This is a genomic window from Pseudomonas sp. OA65, from assembly GCF_017498305.1.
In the GTDB taxonomy this organism is placed as follows: domain Bacteria; phylum Pseudomonadota; class Gammaproteobacteria; order Pseudomonadales; family Pseudomonadaceae; genus Aquipseudomonas; species Aquipseudomonas zanjanensis.
In genome coordinates this window covers 89,016-105,722 of the sequence record NZ_JAGDEZ010000005.1, presented here as the reverse complement: position 1 = coordinate 105,722, position 16,707 = coordinate 89,016, and the positions used below count along the sequence as shown (strand labels likewise).

Sequence of the window (16,707 nt, the reverse complement as noted above, 5' to 3'; positions counted from 1 at the left end):
AAAAAAGGGGCCGTAACGCCCGAGGCGTCGGACCGGCCCAGCGGGAGCAAGCTCCCTCGCCACAGGTCACTTTATTTGCTGACGCTGACGCCGTAGAAGGAGTTCAAGCCAAATGGGCTGATCTTGAAGTCCTGCACGTTGGCGCGCATGGGTTGATACACCGTCGAGTGAGCGATAGGTGTCATCGGCACAGCGTCCTTGAGGACGTGTTGTGCCTGTTTGTACAGTTCGGTGCGCTTGGCCTGGTCGGTGGTGCGCTTGGCTTCTTTCACGAGACCGTCGAACTTCTTGTCGCACCATTTGGAGAAGTTGTTGCCGGCCAGCGAGTCGCAGCCGAACAGCACGTTGAGCCAGTTGTCCGGGTCACCGTTATCACCGCTCCAGCCGATGATCATCGCCTGGTTCTCGCCGCCTTTGGAACGCTTGATGTACTCGCCCCATTCATAGCTGACGATGTTGACGTTCAGGCCGATCTTCTTCCAGTCGGACTGCAGCATCTCGGCCATCAGCTTGGCGTTCGGGTTGTACGGACGCTGCACCGGCATTGCCCACAGGGTGATGTTGGTGCCTTCCTTGACGCCGGCTTCCTTGAGCAGCGCCTTGGCTTTCTCAGGGTCGTACTTGGCGTCCTTGATGGTGGTGTCGTAGGACCATTGGGTTGGCGGCATGGCGTTGACGGCCAGTTGGCCGGCGCCCTGGTAGACCGAATCGATGATCTGCGGCTTGTTGACCGCCATGTCCAGCGCCTGGCGGACTTTCAGGTCAGCCAGCACGTTCGGCTCGTTGCTGCCCTTGATCTTGTCCATCACGTTGTAGGCGATGTAGCCCAGGTTGAAACCCGCCTGGTCAGGCATCTTCAGTGCCTTGTCTTCCTTCAGGGCCTTGAGGTCGGCCGGGCGCGGGAAAAGGGTGATCTGGCATTCGTTCTTCTTGAGTTTCTGAATGCGCACCGACGGGTCGGTGGTAATGGCGAAGATCAGGTTATCGATCTTCACGTCATCAGGCTTCCAGTAGTCCTTGTTCCCGGTGTAGCGGATGTTGGAGTCTTTCTGGTAGCTCTTGAACACGAACGGGCCAGTGCCGACCGGCTTCTGGTTGATGTCGGGGGCCTTGCCATCCTTGAGCAACTGGGCGGCGTATTCGGCGGACTGGATCGAGGCGAAGCTCATGGCCATGTTCTGGATGAACGCGGCGTCGACATCTTTGAGGGTGAACTTGACGGTGTGGTCGTCGACTTTATCGATCTTGGTGATGTTGGTGTCCATCCCCATGTCGGTGAAGTACGGGAATTCGGTCGGGTAGGCCTTACGGAACGGGTCATCCTTGCTGATCATGCGATTGAAGGTGAACAGCACGTCGTCGGCGTTGAATTCGCGGGTCGGCTTGAAGTACGGGGTGGTGTGGAACTTGACGCCTTCACGCAGGTGGAAGGTGTAGGTGAGGCCGTCTTCGGAAATGTCCCACTTGGTGGCCAGGCCAGGAATCACGGCGGTGCCGCCGCGCTCAAACTGGGTCAGGCGGTTGAACATGGTTTCTGCAGAGGCGTCGAAGTCGGTTCCGGTGGTGTACTGACCAGGGTCGAAACCGGCCGGGCTGCCTTCGGAGCAGAACACCAGGTTAGTCGCGGCGGAAGCGAAGGGAGCGCTGGCTAACAAGCCTGCACCGACTAAAAACGGAATGACCGCGTGTTTAAGCATGTTGGCCTCATGATTTGTTGTCATTTTTGGATTTGAGGGCGACCTCGTGAGTCGTCCTGCGGATACTTATGCAGGCCCCATACCCAATGCAAGATCCAGAGCGGTTTCAAGTCTGAAACAGTGGCACGAACGTACCTTAATGTCGCATCTGTGTAACTTCTGACGCATTTGATCGTTTGCGCGCGTTTTTTAGGGGCAAAACTCGCTCTTTCCCGGTGCGCTGCGCGGCCGTAACGCACCGGAAATGGGCGGGTATCACTTCTTCAAACCCACGCCGTAGAAGGGTGTGAGGCCGAATGGACTGGGTTTGAAATCCCTGTTTATCGTGCTAGTCAGTTGTTGGTTATCGGGGTGGCAGATGTAAATCGTTGCAGCATGTCCGCCATTTTTTGCGTGCTTGATGTGCTTGTTTCATTCTTGCTGACGATGGTCTTGATTTCATTCTGCTGGGGGATTTGTGCTGGGCATTCGTGCGTTAGGGGGATGCGCGTTGCACCGTCATTGCTCATGAGTTGGGGGTGGTACTCGGCGCTACCTGCGGCTTCCCTGGGTGGCGCCTTGTTGTTTTGGAGGGTGAGGCTGTCTCACTCGGTGTGCACCAGTCAGGCTTGTGGGAGCAAAGCTTGCTCGCGAGGCGGCCTAATAGCCGGCCTGGCTTCCCGGTCGTACGCCGATCTGAGTGTGGGAGAGGGCTTGCTCGCGAAGGCGGCCCTACGGTTGGTCTTGTTGGTCGAGTACATATCCATTGCTGCGGTAACGGCTGCTTAGGGTTCCGCCCTGACGGCGGGTCACTTTTGAAAAGCGCAAAAGTAACCAAAACGCTTATGCCCCACCACTTGGCGCCTCGCTAAGGCTCGGTGTGCCCTCACTCCGGCATTGCTCCGTGGGTCCGCCGCGAAGGGCCATCCATGGCCCAGCGCGGCTATCCCGGCATCCATGCCGGGATGCCCACTGCGCAATGCCTGCGTTCGGCCATCGTGGTTAACGGGGCCTCAAGATCAAAAGCCGGGCCGAGGCGGCCTTATAGCCGACCTGGCTCTTGCGGTCGTGCACCCTTCAAATCTGTGGGAGCAAAGCTTGCTCGCGAGGCGGCCTGGTAGCCGACCTGGCTCTCCCGGTCATACCCCAATTCATTGTGGGAGCGAGCCTGCTCGCGAAGGCGGCCTAGTAGCCGGCCTATCTCTCACGAATGTGCCCGATCAGTTGTGTGTGGGTTTGTTCGCGAAGGTGGCCTGAAAGCCCAGGTGTGAAGACTGGTTATTTCATGCCTAAGAAAAATATTCTTACTTTTCAAGGAGCCCTAATCTTTCGCTGTCCACATTCCATAAAACGTGGACAGTTCTGTCGTGCTGTTTTTGGAGACGTCAAAACTATTGTGCAGAGGTCGAAGCGAGATGCCTATGTCCCGTCGACCACCAAACCCGTGGCGAGGGAGCTTGCTCCCGCTGGGGCGCGAAGCGGCCCCAACAGCAGCGACTGCATCCATCTGACGAACCGAGGCGTCAGGTTTGGGGGCCGCTGCGCAGCCCAGCGGGAGCAAGCTCCCTCGCCATGGGGGTTGCAGCGCCAGGAGGTGTGATGAGTCATTCATTTGTGTCGGAAGGATCACCGGCCCCGAAAGGAAACATCCCACAGCTTTTTAAGGTTGCCGCTCGGAAGTGGGCTCTCTAACCTTTGAACGTCGCTGCCATTCAGCGACCGGGTGTGGAAACCTGAACCTTTTAACAGTGCATGGCTGAACATCGTGTTGCCGACGTCTCATTTCGTCTGCAAACTGCGTCTTGGCGGCTGTGCGTGGGCAGACTTCGGTCTGGCCGGGTCCTGTTAACCGGTATTTCCACCCCGCGTACCGCTGCCACCTATTGTCGCGTGGAAACGACACAGGGATGGCTCCAATTTTATACAGGAGTATTACATATGGATAAGTCAGTCCCCGACCCACCCTTCAACAAAACCAACCCCCTTTCCGGCTTCGACTCCATCGAAGACCTACTCAAAGACCGCGCCGCCGCCGAGCGCGCCCTCAATCATTACCTCAATCCCAAACCCCAAGAACCAAGCACCGATCAGCGCATCGACAGCCTGTTCTCCGTCACCGCAAAAGCCGACGCCGACACACTACTGACCAGCACCTCCGAAACCCTGGCCTCGATAAAAGCCATGGCCGAGGACCTGGCTTTCGAAGTGGAGGGCACGCGGCGCAGTGTGGCGCTGGGGATTCATCAGTTGGTGGAGTTGTGCCAGTTGCTGGTGGATAAGGCGTTGGATCAGCTCGAAGCACCGGCCAGCCCTGCACCGTGACCCCTGTGGCGAGGGAGCTTGCTCCCGCTGGGGCGCGAAGCGGCCCCAACAGAGGCGACTGTATCCATCTGATACACCGAGGTGTCAGGTTTGGGGGCTGCTGCGCAACCCAGCGGGAGCAAGCTCCCTCGCCACGGGAATTTTGTCGCAGGGCTTCAGGGTTCAGCCAGTACGAAGCTGGCTGAACCCGCTGTCCACCATCACTGCATCAACACCTCAACCACCCCATCCGCCGTCATCGTCACCTTGCTGGTGCCCGCTTCGACTTCTGGCGTCACCGACTCGGCATCCATCGACGCCGCTTTCATCATCATTTGCGGGCGCATGTACGGTTGTGGATAACCGTTGGTATTGAAGTTCAGGTTGACGATTTTATAACCCTTGCCGCCCAAGGCTTCGGTGGCCAGTTGGGCGCGGGCCTTGAAGGCGTTGACGGCGTCCTTGAGCAGGGCGTCTTCGCTGGTCTGGCGGGTGGCGGTGGCGATGGCGAAGTCCATGCCGGCCATTTTCATGCCGCCCAGCAGTTCGCCGGTGAGTTTGGACAGGGCGGCGAAGTCGGCGCTTTCCAGGCGCAGTTCGGCGCGCTCGCGCCAACCGGTGATTTTCTGGCCTTTGTTGTCGTAGATCGGGTAGCTGTTGCGGCTGCCTTGGCGCAGGTTGATGTCCTTGACCTCTTTGGCCTGGCCGATGGCTTTGTTCAGCGTGGTGCTGACGGCGGCGGCGAGTTTGGCCGGGTCGGTGTTTTGTTCCTCGGTGTAGAGGGTGACGATCATCAGGTCGCGGGCCACTTCCTGGCTGGCTTCGGCGCGCAGGGAAATCTGGTTGTAGTGAAGCTCGTCGGCGGCCAGGGCCGGCAGGCTGGCGACAGTGCCGAGGCTGAGGGCGAGCAGGGCGGCGGGGCGACTGAACGTGTGCATGAAAGCTCCTTGGAAATGATGCGCAGGGGTAGGTTCCAGGCCTGCGTGAACGATAAGACTCTAGCTTTTATGGGCGGGTTCGCACAGTTACAACTTCTATACAGATGCGAAGGTTGGTGGAGCTTTTGTGGCGAGGGGATTTAGCGAAACGTCACACCGCCCCGCTGTGGGAGCAAAGCTTGCTCGCGAAACAGGCACCTCTATCCTTGAAAGACCGCAGCGCCTTCATCGCGGGCAAGCCTTGCTCCCACAGTATCTCTTCACCACATGAGGGCAGGCGGCGAGGCTGGAGGCTGTGGCGCTTTGCCGCATATCTGCCGCTGCAAGCCGCGCCTTGGTTATACTCCGTGCGATTCGCCTGGAGCGCTCATCAGGAGAGCTCATGCTCGCCCCTTTGCAAATGACTTCCGCCTCTCGCCAGAACCTCTGGCGCCTGACATTCATCCGCATCCTGGTCCTGGCGGCCCAGGCCGGTTCGGTGGGGCTCGCCTATTGGTTCGACCTGCTGCCGCTGCCCTGGCTGCAACTGGCGATCACCCTGGTCTGTTCCAGCGTGCTCTGCGCGCTGACGGCGATTCGCCTGCGCGCCTCGTGGCCGGTGACCGAGTTGGAATACGCCGTGCAGCTGGCCTGCGATCTGTTTATCCACAGTGCGCTGCTGTATTTCTCCGGCGGCTCCACCAATCCCTTCGTCTCCTATTACCTGGTGCCGCTGACCATCGCCGCGGTGACGTTGCCGTGGCGGTATTCGCTGATCCTTTCCGGCATCGCCCTGGCGCTGTACACCTTGCTGCTGGCGCGTTTCTATCCGCTGGAAACTTTCCCCATCGCCCGGGAAAACCTGCAGATCTACGGCATGTGGCTGAGTTTCGCCCTGGCCGCGGCGGTCATCACTTTTTTTGCCGCGCGCATGGCCGAGGAGTTGCGTCGCCAGGAGGAGCTGCGGGCGATCCGCCGCGAAGAAGGGCTGCGGGACGAGCAGCTGTTGGCCGTGGCGACCCAGGCCGCCGGCGCCGCCCATGAGTTGGGCACGCCGCTGGCGACGATGAGCGTGCTGCTCAAGGAAATGCGCCAGGATCATAAAGACCCGGCGTTGCAGGAAGATCTCAGCGTGCTGCAGGACCAGGTCAAGCTCTGCAAGGAGACTTTGCAATATCTGGTGCGCGCCGCCGAGGCCAATCGTCGACTGGACATCGACATGCAAGCGGTCACCTTCTGGCTCGACGATGCCCTGAATCGCTGGCATTTGATGCGTCCGGAGGCCAGTTATCGTTTCCAGTGCCTGGGCAAGGGCACGGTGCCGCGCATGGCGCCGCCGCCGGATTTGACCCAGGCCTTGCTGAACCTGCTGAACAATGCCGCCGACGCCTGCCCCGAAGGTTTGGAAGTGGTATTGGATTGGGACGCCTATGAATTGACGATCTGTATCCGCGACCACGGCGCCGGTGTGCCGCTGGCGATTGCCGAGCAGATCGGCAAACCGTTTTTCACGACCAAGGGCAAGGGTTTCGGCCTGGGCCTATTCTTGAGCAAAGCCAGCGTGACACGCGCCGGCGGCTCGGTGAAACTCTACCCCCATGAGGAAGGCGGCACGCTCACCGAGCTGCGCCTGCCCCATGCCGACCGAGGAGACGAAACATGAGTGACGAGATCCAAGTCGACGGCGAAGAACTGCCGCACCTGCTGCTGGTGGATGACGACGCCACCTTCACCCGCGTCATGGCCCGGGCCATGTCTCGCCGCGGTTTTCGCGTGAGTACCGCAGGTTCCGCCGAAGAGGGCCTGACCATCGCTCAGGCCGACCTGCCGGACTATGCTGCCCTGGACCTGAAAATGGACGGCGATTCGGGCCTGGTGCTGCTGCCCAAACTGCTGGAGCTGGACCCGGAGATGCGCGTGGTGATCCTCACCGGTTATTCGAGCATCGCCACCGCGGTCGAGGCCATCAAGCGCGGCGCTTGCAACTACCTGTGCAAACCAGCGGATGCCGATGACGTGCTGGCGGCGCTGTTGTCCGAACACGCCGACCTCGACACCCTGGTGCCGGAAAACCCCATGTCGGTGGATCGCCTGCAATGGGAACACATCCAGCGGGTGCTGACCGAGCACGAAGGCAATATCTCCGCCACCGCCCGCGCCTTGGGCATGCACCGGCGGACGTTGCAGCGCAAATTGCAGAAGCGCCCGGTACGTCGCTGAACCTGCGCTGAACAAATGCTGTCCACCCTCGCGACACGTCGGGCCGTTGCTTTATGATCGGCCCGAGTTTTTTCTCCTATGAGCCTTTAGCATGAATCAGAACGCTGAATATTCCGCGGTCAATGACGCGGTGCGCGGCCAGTTTTTCCGCCGTGTCTGGCAAATGACCACGCCGTACTGGCGCAGTGAGGAGAAGGGCAAGGCCTGGACGCTGTTGATCGCCGTGATCGCGCTGTCGCTGTTCAGCGTGGCGATTTCGGTGTGGATCAACAGTTGGTACAAGGATTTCTACAACGCCCTGCAAGAGAAGGACAGCGTGGCGTTCTGGCGGCTGATCCTGTATTTCTGCGGCATCGCGGCGGTGGCGATCCTCGGCGCGGTGTACCGTTTGTACCTCACGCAGATGCTCACCATTCGCTGGCGGGCCTGGCTCACCGAGCAGCATTTTGCCCGCTGGCTGGGCAACAAGAACTACTACCGGCTGGAGCAGGGCGGCTACACCGACAACCCGGACCAGCGGATTTCCGAAGACCTCAACAGTTTCACCACCAACACCCTGGGCCTGGGCCTGGGATTGCTGCGCACCGTGGTCAGCCTGGTGTCGTTTTCGATCATCCTGTGGGGCGTGTCCGGCAGCATCGAAGTGTTCGGCTACACCATCCCCGGCTATATGTTCTGGGCTGCGTTGGTGTATGCGGCGGTGGGCAGTTGGCTGACGCACCTGATCGGCCGGCGCCTGATCGGGCTGAACAACAACCAGCAACGCTTCGAAGCCGACCTGCGTTTCTCCATGGTCCGGGTGCGTGAAAACGCCGAGAGTATCGCACTGTACAACGGCGAACCGAACGAGAACCGTCGCCTGAGCGGGCGTTTCGGCCTGGTCTGGCATAACTTCTGGGACATCATGCGGGTGTCCAAGCGCTTGACGTTCTTCACCTCCGGCTACGGCCAGATCGCGATCATCTTCCCGTTCATCGTCGCCGCGCCGCGCTACTTCGCCGGCAAGATCCAACTGGGCGAGCTCATGCAGATCAACTCGGCCTTCGGCAATGTGCAGGAGAATTTCAGTTGGTTTATCAGCGCCTATGCCGACCTCGCCGCGTGGCGCGCCACCTGTGATCGTCTGCTGAGCTTCCGCCAGGCCATGAGCGACAACGAAGACCGCGTGCCGGCTATCGATGTGCAGAACCAGGGCAGCGCGTTGACGGTTCAAAACCTCGGGTTGGACCTGGCTGACGGACGTCATCTGCTCGACAACGCCGATATGAATGTGGAACCTGGCGATCGGGTCATGCTCAGCGGTCGTTCCGGCAGTGGCAAGTCCACGCTGTTCCGCGCGATGGGGCATTTGTGGCCTGCAGGGCACGGGACGATCCGGCTGCCGGCGGCGCGTTACCTGTTTCTGCCGCAAAAGCCCTATCTGCCGATTGGCAGCCTGCGGGAAGTATTGAGTTATCCACAGGCCGGCGACATCTACCCCAACGAACGTTATGCACAAGTGCTGGAAACCTGCCGCCTGCCGCACCTGATCCCGCGGCTGGATGAGAGCAATCACTGGCAGCGGATGCTCTCGCCTGGCGAGCAACAACGCCTGGCCTTTGCCCGCGCACTGCTTTATGCACCGCAATGGCTGTACATGGACGAAGCCACGTCGGCGATGGACGAAGAGGACGAAGCAACGCTGTACCAGGCGTTGATCGACCAGTTGCCGGGCCTGAGCATTGTCAGCGTTGGCCATCGAAGCAGCTTGAAACGTTTCCATCCGCGACATGTGCGTATCGAAAATGGCCAACTGGTGGAGCAGGCAGTGACCGCCTGACACCTCAGAACCCGTGGGAGCGGGCTTGCTCGCGAAGGCGGTGTGTCAGTTGTAATAGCTATATCTGACGCACCGCTTTCGCGAGCAAGCCCGCTCCCACAAGGGTTTGCTGGTGAACCGGATGCCAGTGTCAAAAGCCGATCCAATGTGGGAGCGAGCCTGCTCGCGAAGACGGCGACTCGGTATTTGCGCCAGACCCACCCAATGCACCAACAGTGATCGTACAACCACCTTGCGCTATGATGCTCACTTAGCCGCTTGCCAAATATAGAGACACACCATGGAAAACCCGATCAACGTCCCACGCCTTCCCCGCAAGCGCCGCAGCCTGGCGCAGGAGCTGGTGACGGTACTGACCGAGCAGATTCGCGACGGATTGCTCAAGCGTGGCGATAAATTGCCCACCGAGTCGGCGATCATGGAGGCCCATGGCGTCAGCCGCACCGTGGTGCGCGAGGCGATTTCCCGGTTGCAGGCGGCCGGCCAGGTGGAAACCCGTCACGGTATCGGCACTTTCGTGCTGGACACGCCCAGCCCGAGCGGCTTTCGCATCGATCCGGCGACGGTGGTCACCTTGCGCGATGTACTGGCGATCCTCGAATTGCGCATCAGCCTGGAAGTGGAATCCGCCGGGCTGGCGGCACAGCGGCGCAGCGATGAACAGTTGGCGGCCATGCGCGCGGCCCTCGATGCCTTGAACGAAAGCGCGGCCCACGCCAGCGATGCGGTGGCCTCGGACTTCGCCTTCCACCTGGAAATCGCCTTGTCCACCGGCAACCGCTATTTCACCGACATCATGACCCACCTGGGCACCAGCATCATTCCGCGCACCCGGTTGAACTCGGCACGCCTGGCCCATGACGACCACCAGCACTACATGGACCGCCTGAGCCGCGAGCACGAGGAAATCTACGAAGCCATCGCTCGCCAGGATTCGGATGCGGCCCGCGCGGCCATGCGCTTGCATTTGACCAACAGCCGCGAACGGCTGCGCCAGGCCCATGAAGAGGCGCAGGCGCAGGGCTGAATCGCACACTGCCCACTGGCAAGATTGCTTTCGTGGCAAGGATGCTGTTGTGGCGAGGGAGCTTGCTCCCGCTGGGCTGCGAAGCGGCCCCAGGTTGATGGCGGTTGCTGCGCAACCGAGCGGGAGCAAGCTCCCTCGCCACAGAGGTGCTTTGTTTAACTTCAGATCCGTGCGCCGGTTTAGCACGCAAAAATATGCAGGTTTGATCTGAATCGCTTACTACTGGACCTTCAGCGTGATCGGTTCGGAAAAATTGTTTAACCCTGACTCACCACGCGTCACATAGCGTAGTTGGACCTCTTTGTCCTTGTAGGTGGTTAGATATTGCTTGGGCAGAGTCAATGTAACCCCGGTCTTCAGCTTGGGATCTTCCTCTGGGCCTCCACCTTCTCCCATTTCTGCGCGTTCTGCCCATGAGCTTTTCCATTCGGGGTTTTCGCGATCGGAACCAAGCATCAAGAAAGCAGAGTCGTATGGGCTGATTTGTTGGCCATCCGTAATCGTGACGATTAATCCGCTCCCATCTTTTATCGCTGACAGGCTGATACCGACTTTTCCCGTAGATGGATCTGTCGGGAAACCCTTAATAGCTGGCTTGGCAAGCGTCGTCATGGTGTCGCTCCTTGTGAGGCGGCCCTTGTCGTCGGGTACGGGCGACTCACTTGAAAAATTATAGAAGAGGCTATGGCCGTGCACAGCACAGCACAGCACAGCCATGCTTGGTTATGCCCCCATGCCGTAACGCCGCCTACTGGCAGAGTTGACAGTGGCGACGAGCGGTCCTGGTGCCCCAACCGGCAAGTTTCATCCGTCTCCCCATCACCCCCAAACCCCCGATCTACAAGGCTTCGCGACAAACCCCCCAACCCCGGCACCCGCCAAGAGACGAAATACAGTTGACGTTCATATTTTAAGTTGTACGATGACCTACAACTTCACATGAAGCTGAACCGTTTCCTTACAACACAACATTTGCGTCCAGGGTGTTCGAATAATGAATCCACAAGAACTGAAGTCCATCCTCTCGTCTGGCCTGCTGTCGTTCCCGGTCACCGATTTCACTGCCAATGGCGATTTCAATCGCGACAGCTACATCAAGCGCCTTGAGTGGCTGGCCCCGTACGGCGCCTCTGCTTTGTTCGCAGCGGGCGGCACCGGTGAATTCTTCTCCCTGGCCGCCAGTGAGTACTCGCAAGTCATCAAGACGGCCGTCGATACCTGCGCCACCAGCGTGCCAATCCTTGCCGGTGTCGGCGGTGCCACCCGCCAGGCCATCGAATACGCTCAAGAGGCCGAGCGCCTGGGCGCCAAGGGCCTGTTGCTGCTGCCGCACTACCTGACCGAAGCCAGCCAGGACGGCGTTGCCGCCCACGTTGAAGCCGTGTGCAAATCGGTGAAGATCGGCGTCGTGGTGTACAACCGCAACGTCTGCCGCCTGAACGCCACTCAGCTGGAACAACTGGCCGAGCGCTGCCCGAACCTGATCGGCTACAAGGACGGCCTGGGCGACATCGAACTGATGGTGTCGATCCGTCGTCGCCTCGGCGATCGTTTCAGCTACCTGGGCGGCCTGCCGACCGCTGAAGTCTATGCCGCGGCCTACAAGGCCCTGGGCGTGCCGGTCTACTCTTCGGCGGTGTTCAACTTCATCCCGAAAACCGCGATGGACTTCTACCACGCCATTGCCCGCGAAGATCACGCCACTGTCGGCAAGATCATCGACGACTTCTTCCTGCCGTACCTGGACATCCGCAACCGCAAGGCCGGTTACGCGGTAAGCATCGTCAAGGCTGGCGCGAAGATCGTTGGCTATGACGCGGGCCCTGTGCGCACGCCACTGACCGACCTGCTGCCAGAAGAATACGAAGCCCTGGCCGCGCTGATCGACAAGCAAGGCAAACAGTAACAGACCCGATAAGGCCGCTGAGCAATCAGCGGCTTTTTGCGTAAGGCTTGATCGTTCCTACGCTCTGGCGTGGGAACGCAGCCAGGGACGCACTGCGTTCCTAGACAGCTTTTGTGAGAGGAGAAGCTCCGTGGCAGATGCAAAGCGTTTCGATAACTACATCAACGGCGAGTGGGTGGCCGGTGCTGACTATTGCACCAACATCAACCCGTCTGACTTGTCCGATGTCATCGGCGAATACGCCAAGGCTGACGCAGCGCAAGTCAACGCCGCCATCGAAGCCGCCCGCGCCGCGTTCCCGGCCTGGTCGACCTCGGGCATCCAGGCCCGCCATGATGCGCTGGACAAAGTCGGCAGCGAGATCCTCGCCCGCCGTGAAGAGCTCGGCCAACTGCTGGCCCGGGAAGAGGGCAAGACCTTGCCCGAAGCCATCGGCGAAGTGACCCGCGCCGGCAACATTTTCAAATTCTTCGCCGGTGAATGCCTGCGCCTGTCCGGCGATTACGTGCCGTCGGTGCGTCCGGGCGTCAACGTCGAAGTGACCCGCGAAGCCCTCGGCGTGGTTGGCCTGATTACCCCGTGGAACTTCCCGATTGCCATTCCCGCGTGGAAAATCGCCCCGGCCCTGGCCTACGGCAACTGCGTGGTGATCAAGCCTGCCGAGCTGGTGCCGGGTTGCGCCTGGGCCCTGGCCGAGATCATTTCCCGCGCCGGTTTCCCGGCCGGTGCGTTCAACCTGGTGATGGGCAGCGGCCGCGTGGTCGGTGACATCCTGGTCAACAGCCCGAAAGTCGACGGCATCAGCTTCACCGGTTCGGTGGGCGTGGGTCGGCAGATTGCGGTCAACTGCGTGTCGCGCCAGGCCAAGGTGCAGTTGGAAATGGGCGGCAAGAACCCGCAGATCATCCTCGACGACGCCGACCTCAAGCAGGCCGTCGAACTGGCGGTGCAGAGCGCGTTCTACTCCACCGGCCAGCGTTGCACCGCGTCGAGCCGCCTGATCGTCACGGCCGGCATCCACGACAAGTTCGTCGCGGCGATGGCCGAGCGCATGCAATCGATCAAGGTCGGCCATGCGTTGAAGGCTGGCACCGACATCGGCCCGGTGGTGTCCGATGCCCAGCTCAACCAGGACTTGAAGTACATCGACATCGGCCAGAGCGAAGGTGCGCGGCTGGTCAGCGGTGGCGGTGTGGTGACGTGCGACACCGAAGGTTACTTCCTGGCGCCGACCCTGTTCGCCGACAGCGAAGCTTCGATGCGCATCAGCCGCGAAGAGATCTTCGGCCCGGTGGCCAACGTTGTGCGCGTGGCCGACTACGAGGCGGCGCTGGCGATGGCCAACGACACCGAGTTCGGCTTGTCGGCCGGTATCGCCACGACGTCGTTGAAGTACGCCAACCACTTCAAGCGCCATTCCCAGGCGGGCATGGTAATGGTCAACCTGCCCACCGCCGGCGTGGATTACCACGTGCCGTTCGGCGGGCGCAAAGGTTCGTCCTACGGTTCACGTGAGCAAGGTCGCTATGCGCAAGAGTTCTACACCGTGGTGAAGACCTCCTACATCGGCTCGTAATACGCAACACCGGTCGGCGCCGGGCTCCGGCGCCGACCGTACAATTTGATTTCCCGCATAAAAATAAATAGTGGAAGTAGATTACATGCAAGAGACCAAGCCGACGCACGTCCGCTATTTGATCCTGCTCATGCTGTTTTTGGTGACAACGATCAATTACGCCGACCGTGCCACCATCGCGATCGCTGGTTCCAGCCTGCAAAAAGACCTCGGCATCGACGCCGTCACCCTCGGTTATATCTTCTCCGCCTTCGGCTGGGCCTACGTGGCCGGGCAGATTCCCGGCGGCTGGCTGCTCGACCGTTTCGGCTCGAAAAAAATCTATGCCTTGAGCATTTTCACCTGGTCGCTGTTCACCGTGCTGCAGGGCTATGTCGGTGAATTCGGCATGTCCACGGCCGTGGTTGCGCTGTTCATGCTGCGCTTTCTGGTGGGGTTGGCCGAAGCGCCTTCCTTCCCGGGCAACGCCCGGATCGTCGCCGCCTGGTTCCCCACCGCTGAACGCGGTACTGCCTCGGCGATCTTCAACTCGGCGCAATATTTCGCCACCGTGTTGTTCGCACCGCTGATGGGCTGGATCGTCTATCGCTTCGGCTGGCAGCACGTGTTCATCGTGATGGGCGTGATCGGCATCGTGTTCTCGCTGGTCTGGCTGAAGATTATCCACAGCCCGCGCCAGCACCCGATGATCAACGAGGCCGAGTTCAATCACATCGCTTCCAACGGCGCGATGGTCGATATGGACCAGGACAAGGGCAAGGAAAAGAAAGCCGACGGTCCGAAGTGGGACTACATCCGTCAACTGCTGACCAACCGCATGATGCTCGGCGTATACCTGGGCCAATACTGCATCAACGGCATCACCTACTTCTTCCTGACCTGGTTCCCGGTGTACCTGGTGCAGGAACGCGGCATGACCATCCTCAAGGCCGGTTTCATTGCCTCCTTGCCGGCGATCTGCGGCTTCATCGGCGGCGTGCTCGGTGGGGTGATTTCCGATTACCTGCTGCGCAAGGGCCACTCGCTGACCTTCGCCCGCAAGGCGCCGATCATCGCCGGCCTGCTGGTGTCCAGCAGTATTGTGGCGTGCAACTACGTCGACATCGAATGGATGGTGGTGGGCTTCATGGCCCTGGCGTTCTTCGGTAAAGGCGTCGGCGCACTGGGCTGGGCCGTGGTCTCCGACACCTCGCCAAAACAGATCGCCGGCTTGAGCGGTGGCCTGTTCAACACCTTTGGCAACCTGGCGTCGATCACCACGCCAATCGTCATCGGCTACATCATCAGCTCCACGGGTTCGTTCAAATGGGCACTGGTGTTCGTCGGTTGCAACGCGTTGATGGCGGTGTTCAGCTACCTGGTCATCGTGGGCCCGATCAAGCGAGTAGTGCTCAAGGAACCAGCGGCCAAAGAAGCCGATCTTTCCAGCCTGTCTGAAGCCAAATCCTGAGGAGCGGCATCGATGAATCTGATTGAACATGCCGATTCGCCCCGTTACATCCGCCTGCACGAGCGCGACAACGTGGTGATTGTCGTCAACGACCAAGGCGTACCGGCCGGGACCGAGTTCCCGGACGGCCTGGTCACCGTCGACTTCGTCCCGCAAAGCCACAAAGTCACCCTGGTGGACATTCCCGAGGGCGGCGAGGTGATTCGCTACGGCCAGGTCATTGGCTACGCGCTGCAACCGATTCCCCGTGGCAGTTGGGTCAAGGAAGACCAGTTGCGCATGCCTACCGCGCCGCCGCTGGACAGCTTGCCGCTGTCCACCGATGTGCCGGCGGCCGATGCGCCGCTGGAGGGCTACACCTTCGAGGGTTATCGCAACGCCGACGGTACCGTCGGCACGCGTAACATCCTGGGCATCACCACCACGGTGCAGTGCGTGACCGGGGTGTTGGACCATGCGGTCAAGCGCATCAAGGATGAGCTGCTGCCCAAGTACCCGAACGTCGATGACGTGGTGGCGCTGACCCACAGCTATGGCTGTGGCGTGGCGATCACCGCCACCGATGCCTACATTCCGATCCGCACTGTGCGCAACCTGGCGCGCAACCCGAACCTGGGGGGCGAGGCGCTGGTGATCAGCCTGGGCTGCGAGAAATTGCAGGCCGGGCAGGTGATGCATGAAGGCGACAGTTCGGTGGACCTCAGCGAGCCGTGGTTGTATCGCTTGCAGGATTCCAGCCACGGCTTCACCGAAATGATCGAGCAGATCATGGAACTGGCTGAGACCCGCCTGAAGAAACTCGACCAGCGCCGGCGCGAAACTGTACCCGCCTCGGAATTGATCCTGGGCATGCAGTGCGGCGGCAGCGATGCGTTTTCCGGCATCACCGCCAACCCGGCGTTGGGCTATGCCTCGGACCTGTTGCTGCGGGCGGGGGCAACGGTGATGTTCTCCGAAGTCACCGAAGTGCGCGATGCGATTTACCTGCTGACTTCACGGGCGCAAACCCAGGAAGTGGCCCAGGAACTGGTGCGGGAAATGGACTGGTACGACCGTTACCTGGCCAAGGGCGAAGCCGATCGCAGTGCCAACACCACGCCGGGCAACAAGAAGGGTGGGTTGTCGAACATCGTCGAGAAGTCCCTGGGCTCGATCGTCAAATCCGGCAGCAGCGCCATCAACGGCGTGCTTGGCCCGGGCGAGCGCTTCAAGCAAAAGGGCCTGATCTTCTGCGCTACGCCGGCGAGTGATTTTGTCTGCGGCACGCTGCAACTGGCGGCGGGGATGAACCTGCACGTGTTCACTACCGGCCGGGGCACGCCGTACGGCCTGGCGATGGCGCCGGTGGTGAAGGTCTCGACCCGCACCGAACTGGCCCAGCGCTGGCCGGACCTGATCGACATCGACGCCGGCCGCATCGCCACCGGGCGGGCGACCATCGAAGAGTTGGGTTGGGAACTGTTCCACTACTACTTGGAAGTGGCCAGCGGCAAGAAACAGACCTGGGCCGAGCGGCACAAGCTGTACAACGACATCACGTTGTTCAACCCGGCGCCGATTACCTGATCCGGCGCTGATCGCGAGCAGGCTCGCTCCCACAGGGATGTGGGGTGAATGTGGATTTTGCGATCGCAGGAGAACCAGTGTGGGAGCGGGGGAGTGTGGGTTTTGCGATCGCAGGAGAACCGGTGTGGGAGCGGGCTTGCTCGCGAAAGCGGTGGTTCAGTTGGCATTGATGTTGGATGTGCTGCCGTCTTCGCGAGCAAGCCCGCTCCCACAGGGATGTGGGGGGAGTGTGGGTTTTGCGATCGCAGG

The 16,707-nt window shown here is 60.6% G+C and carries 12 protein-coding genes; 9 read left to right on the top strand and 3 right to left on the bottom strand.

The genetic code is table 11. The annotated features are described in order from the left end of the window. Positions 1–71: 71 nt before the first annotated feature. The gene (locus J3361_RS06070; protein ID WP_207963274.1) at positions 72–1,697 is read right to left on the bottom strand and encodes an ABC transporter substrate-binding protein; all 1,626 of its coding nucleotides are present in this window, start codon (positions 1,695–1,697) and stop codon (positions 72–74) included. 1,917 nt (positions 1,698–3,614) lie between these two features. Between J3361_RS06070 and J3361_RS06065 the strand changes: the two genes are divergently transcribed. Further along, positions 3,615–3,998, top strand: a complete 384-nt coding sequence (locus J3361_RS06065; RefSeq protein WP_207963272.1) for a DUF6124 family protein — start codon at positions 3,615–3,617, stop codon at positions 3,996–3,998. Positions 3,999–4,198: 200 nt separating this feature from the next. Here the strand turns inward: J3361_RS06065 and J3361_RS06060 are convergent, their stop codons facing one another. Beyond that, the gene (locus J3361_RS06060) at positions 4,199–4,915 is read right to left on the bottom strand and encodes an SIMPL domain-containing protein (protein WP_207963270.1); all 717 of its coding nucleotides are present in this window, start codon (positions 4,913–4,915) and stop codon (positions 4,199–4,201) included. A gap of 382 nt (positions 4,916–5,297) precedes the next feature. Between J3361_RS06060 and J3361_RS06055 the strand changes: the two genes are divergently transcribed. The 4 genes from J3361_RS06055 to J3361_RS06040 all read left to right on the top strand — a co-directional run bounded on the left by J3361_RS06055 (position 5,298) and on the right by J3361_RS06040 (position 9,960). Then, on the top strand, positions 5,298–6,557 hold the full coding sequence (locus tag J3361_RS06055; RefSeq protein ID WP_207963268.1) for an ATP-binding protein: 1,260 nt from the start codon (positions 5,298–5,300) through the stop codon (positions 6,555–6,557). Then, positions 6,554–7,114, top strand: a complete 561-nt coding sequence (locus J3361_RS06050; RefSeq protein WP_003177957.1) for a response regulator transcription factor — start codon at positions 6,554–6,556, stop codon at positions 7,112–7,114. The genes J3361_RS06055 and J3361_RS06050 overlap by 4 nt, the downstream gene beginning before the upstream one ends. Positions 7,115–7,205: 91 nt before the next feature. Further along, positions 7,206–8,933 carry an ABC transporter ATP-binding protein/permease gene (locus J3361_RS06045; protein ID WP_207963266.1) on the top strand — a complete coding sequence of 576 codons (1,728 nt, stop codon included), beginning with the start codon at positions 7,206–7,208 and terminating at the stop codon, positions 8,931–8,933. A 280-nt stretch (positions 8,934–9,213) separates the two neighbouring features. Continuing rightward, positions 9,214–9,960 carry a FadR/GntR family transcriptional regulator gene (locus tag J3361_RS06040; protein ID WP_030139831.1) on the top strand — a complete coding sequence of 249 codons (747 nt, stop codon included), beginning with the start codon at positions 9,214–9,216 and terminating at the stop codon, positions 9,958–9,960. A 219-nt stretch (positions 9,961–10,179) separates the two neighbouring features. Here the strand turns inward: J3361_RS06040 and J3361_RS06035 are convergent, their stop codons facing one another. Beyond that, the gene (locus J3361_RS06035; protein WP_207963264.1) at positions 10,180–10,572 is read right to left on the bottom strand and encodes a hypothetical protein; all 393 of its coding nucleotides are present in this window, start codon (positions 10,570–10,572) and stop codon (positions 10,180–10,182) included. A gap of 382 nt (positions 10,573–10,954) precedes the next feature. Between J3361_RS06035 and kdgD the strand changes: the two genes are divergently transcribed. The 4 genes from kdgD to garD all read left to right on the top strand — a co-directional run bounded on the left by kdgD (position 10,955) and on the right by garD (position 16,458). Then, positions 10,955–11,866, top strand: coding sequence for a 5-dehydro-4-deoxyglucarate dehydratase (gene kdgD, locus J3361_RS06030; protein WP_207963262.1), 912 nt, complete (start codon positions 10,955–10,957; stop codon positions 11,864–11,866). Positions 11,867–11,996: 130 nt separating this feature from the next. Then, positions 11,997–13,442, top strand: a complete 1,446-nt coding sequence (locus J3361_RS06025; RefSeq protein ID WP_207963260.1) for an aldehyde dehydrogenase family protein — start codon at positions 11,997–11,999, stop codon at positions 13,440–13,442. Between the two features lie 85 nt (positions 13,443–13,527). Next, entirely contained in the window at positions 13,528–14,892 is a 1,365-nt protein-coding gene (locus J3361_RS06020) for an MFS transporter (RefSeq protein ID WP_207963258.1), read from the top strand. A 12-nt stretch (positions 14,893–14,904) separates the two neighbouring features. Next, complete coding sequence (gene garD / locus J3361_RS06015; protein WP_207963256.1) at positions 14,905–16,458, top strand: galactarate dehydratase; 1,554 nt, start codon at positions 14,905–14,907, stop codon at positions 16,456–16,458. The last annotated feature ends 249 nt before the right edge of the window (positions 16,459–16,707 follow it).

Bases quoted from the DNA above. Each gene is read 5' to 3' on its own strand.
- J3361_RS06070 (WP_207963274.1), bottom strand. From the start codon at position 1,697: ATGCTTAAACACGCGGTCATTCCGTTTTTAGTCGGTGCAGGCTTGTTA.
- kdgD (WP_207963262.1), top strand. From the start codon at position 10,955: ATGAATCCACAAGAACTGAAGTCCATCCTCTCGTCTGGCCTGCTGTCG.
- J3361_RS06045 (WP_207963266.1), top strand. From the start codon at position 7,206: ATGAATCAGAACGCTGAATATTCCGCGGTCAATGACGCGGTGCGCGGC.
- garD (WP_207963256.1), top strand. From the start codon at position 14,905: ATGAATCTGATTGAACATGCCGATTCGCCCCGTTACATCCGCCTGCAC.
- J3361_RS06035 (WP_207963264.1), bottom strand. From the start codon at position 10,572: ATGACGACGCTTGCCAAGCCAGCTATTAAGGGTTTCCCGACAGATCCA.
- J3361_RS06020 (WP_207963258.1), top strand. From the start codon at position 13,528: ATGCAAGAGACCAAGCCGACGCACGTCCGCTATTTGATCCTGCTCATG.
- J3361_RS06050 (WP_003177957.1), top strand. From the start codon at position 6,554: ATGAGTGACGAGATCCAAGTCGACGGCGAAGAACTGCCGCACCTGCTG.
- J3361_RS06060 (WP_207963270.1), bottom strand. From the start codon at position 4,915: ATGCACACGTTCAGTCGCCCCGCCGCCCTGCTCGCCCTCAGCCTCGGC.
- J3361_RS06055 (WP_207963268.1), top strand. From the start codon at position 5,298: ATGCTCGCCCCTTTGCAAATGACTTCCGCCTCTCGCCAGAACCTCTGG.
- J3361_RS06040 (WP_030139831.1), top strand. From the start codon at position 9,214: ATGGAAAACCCGATCAACGTCCCACGCCTTCCCCGCAAGCGCCGCAGC.
- J3361_RS06065 (WP_207963272.1), top strand. From the start codon at position 3,615: ATGGATAAGTCAGTCCCCGACCCACCCTTCAACAAAACCAACCCCCTT.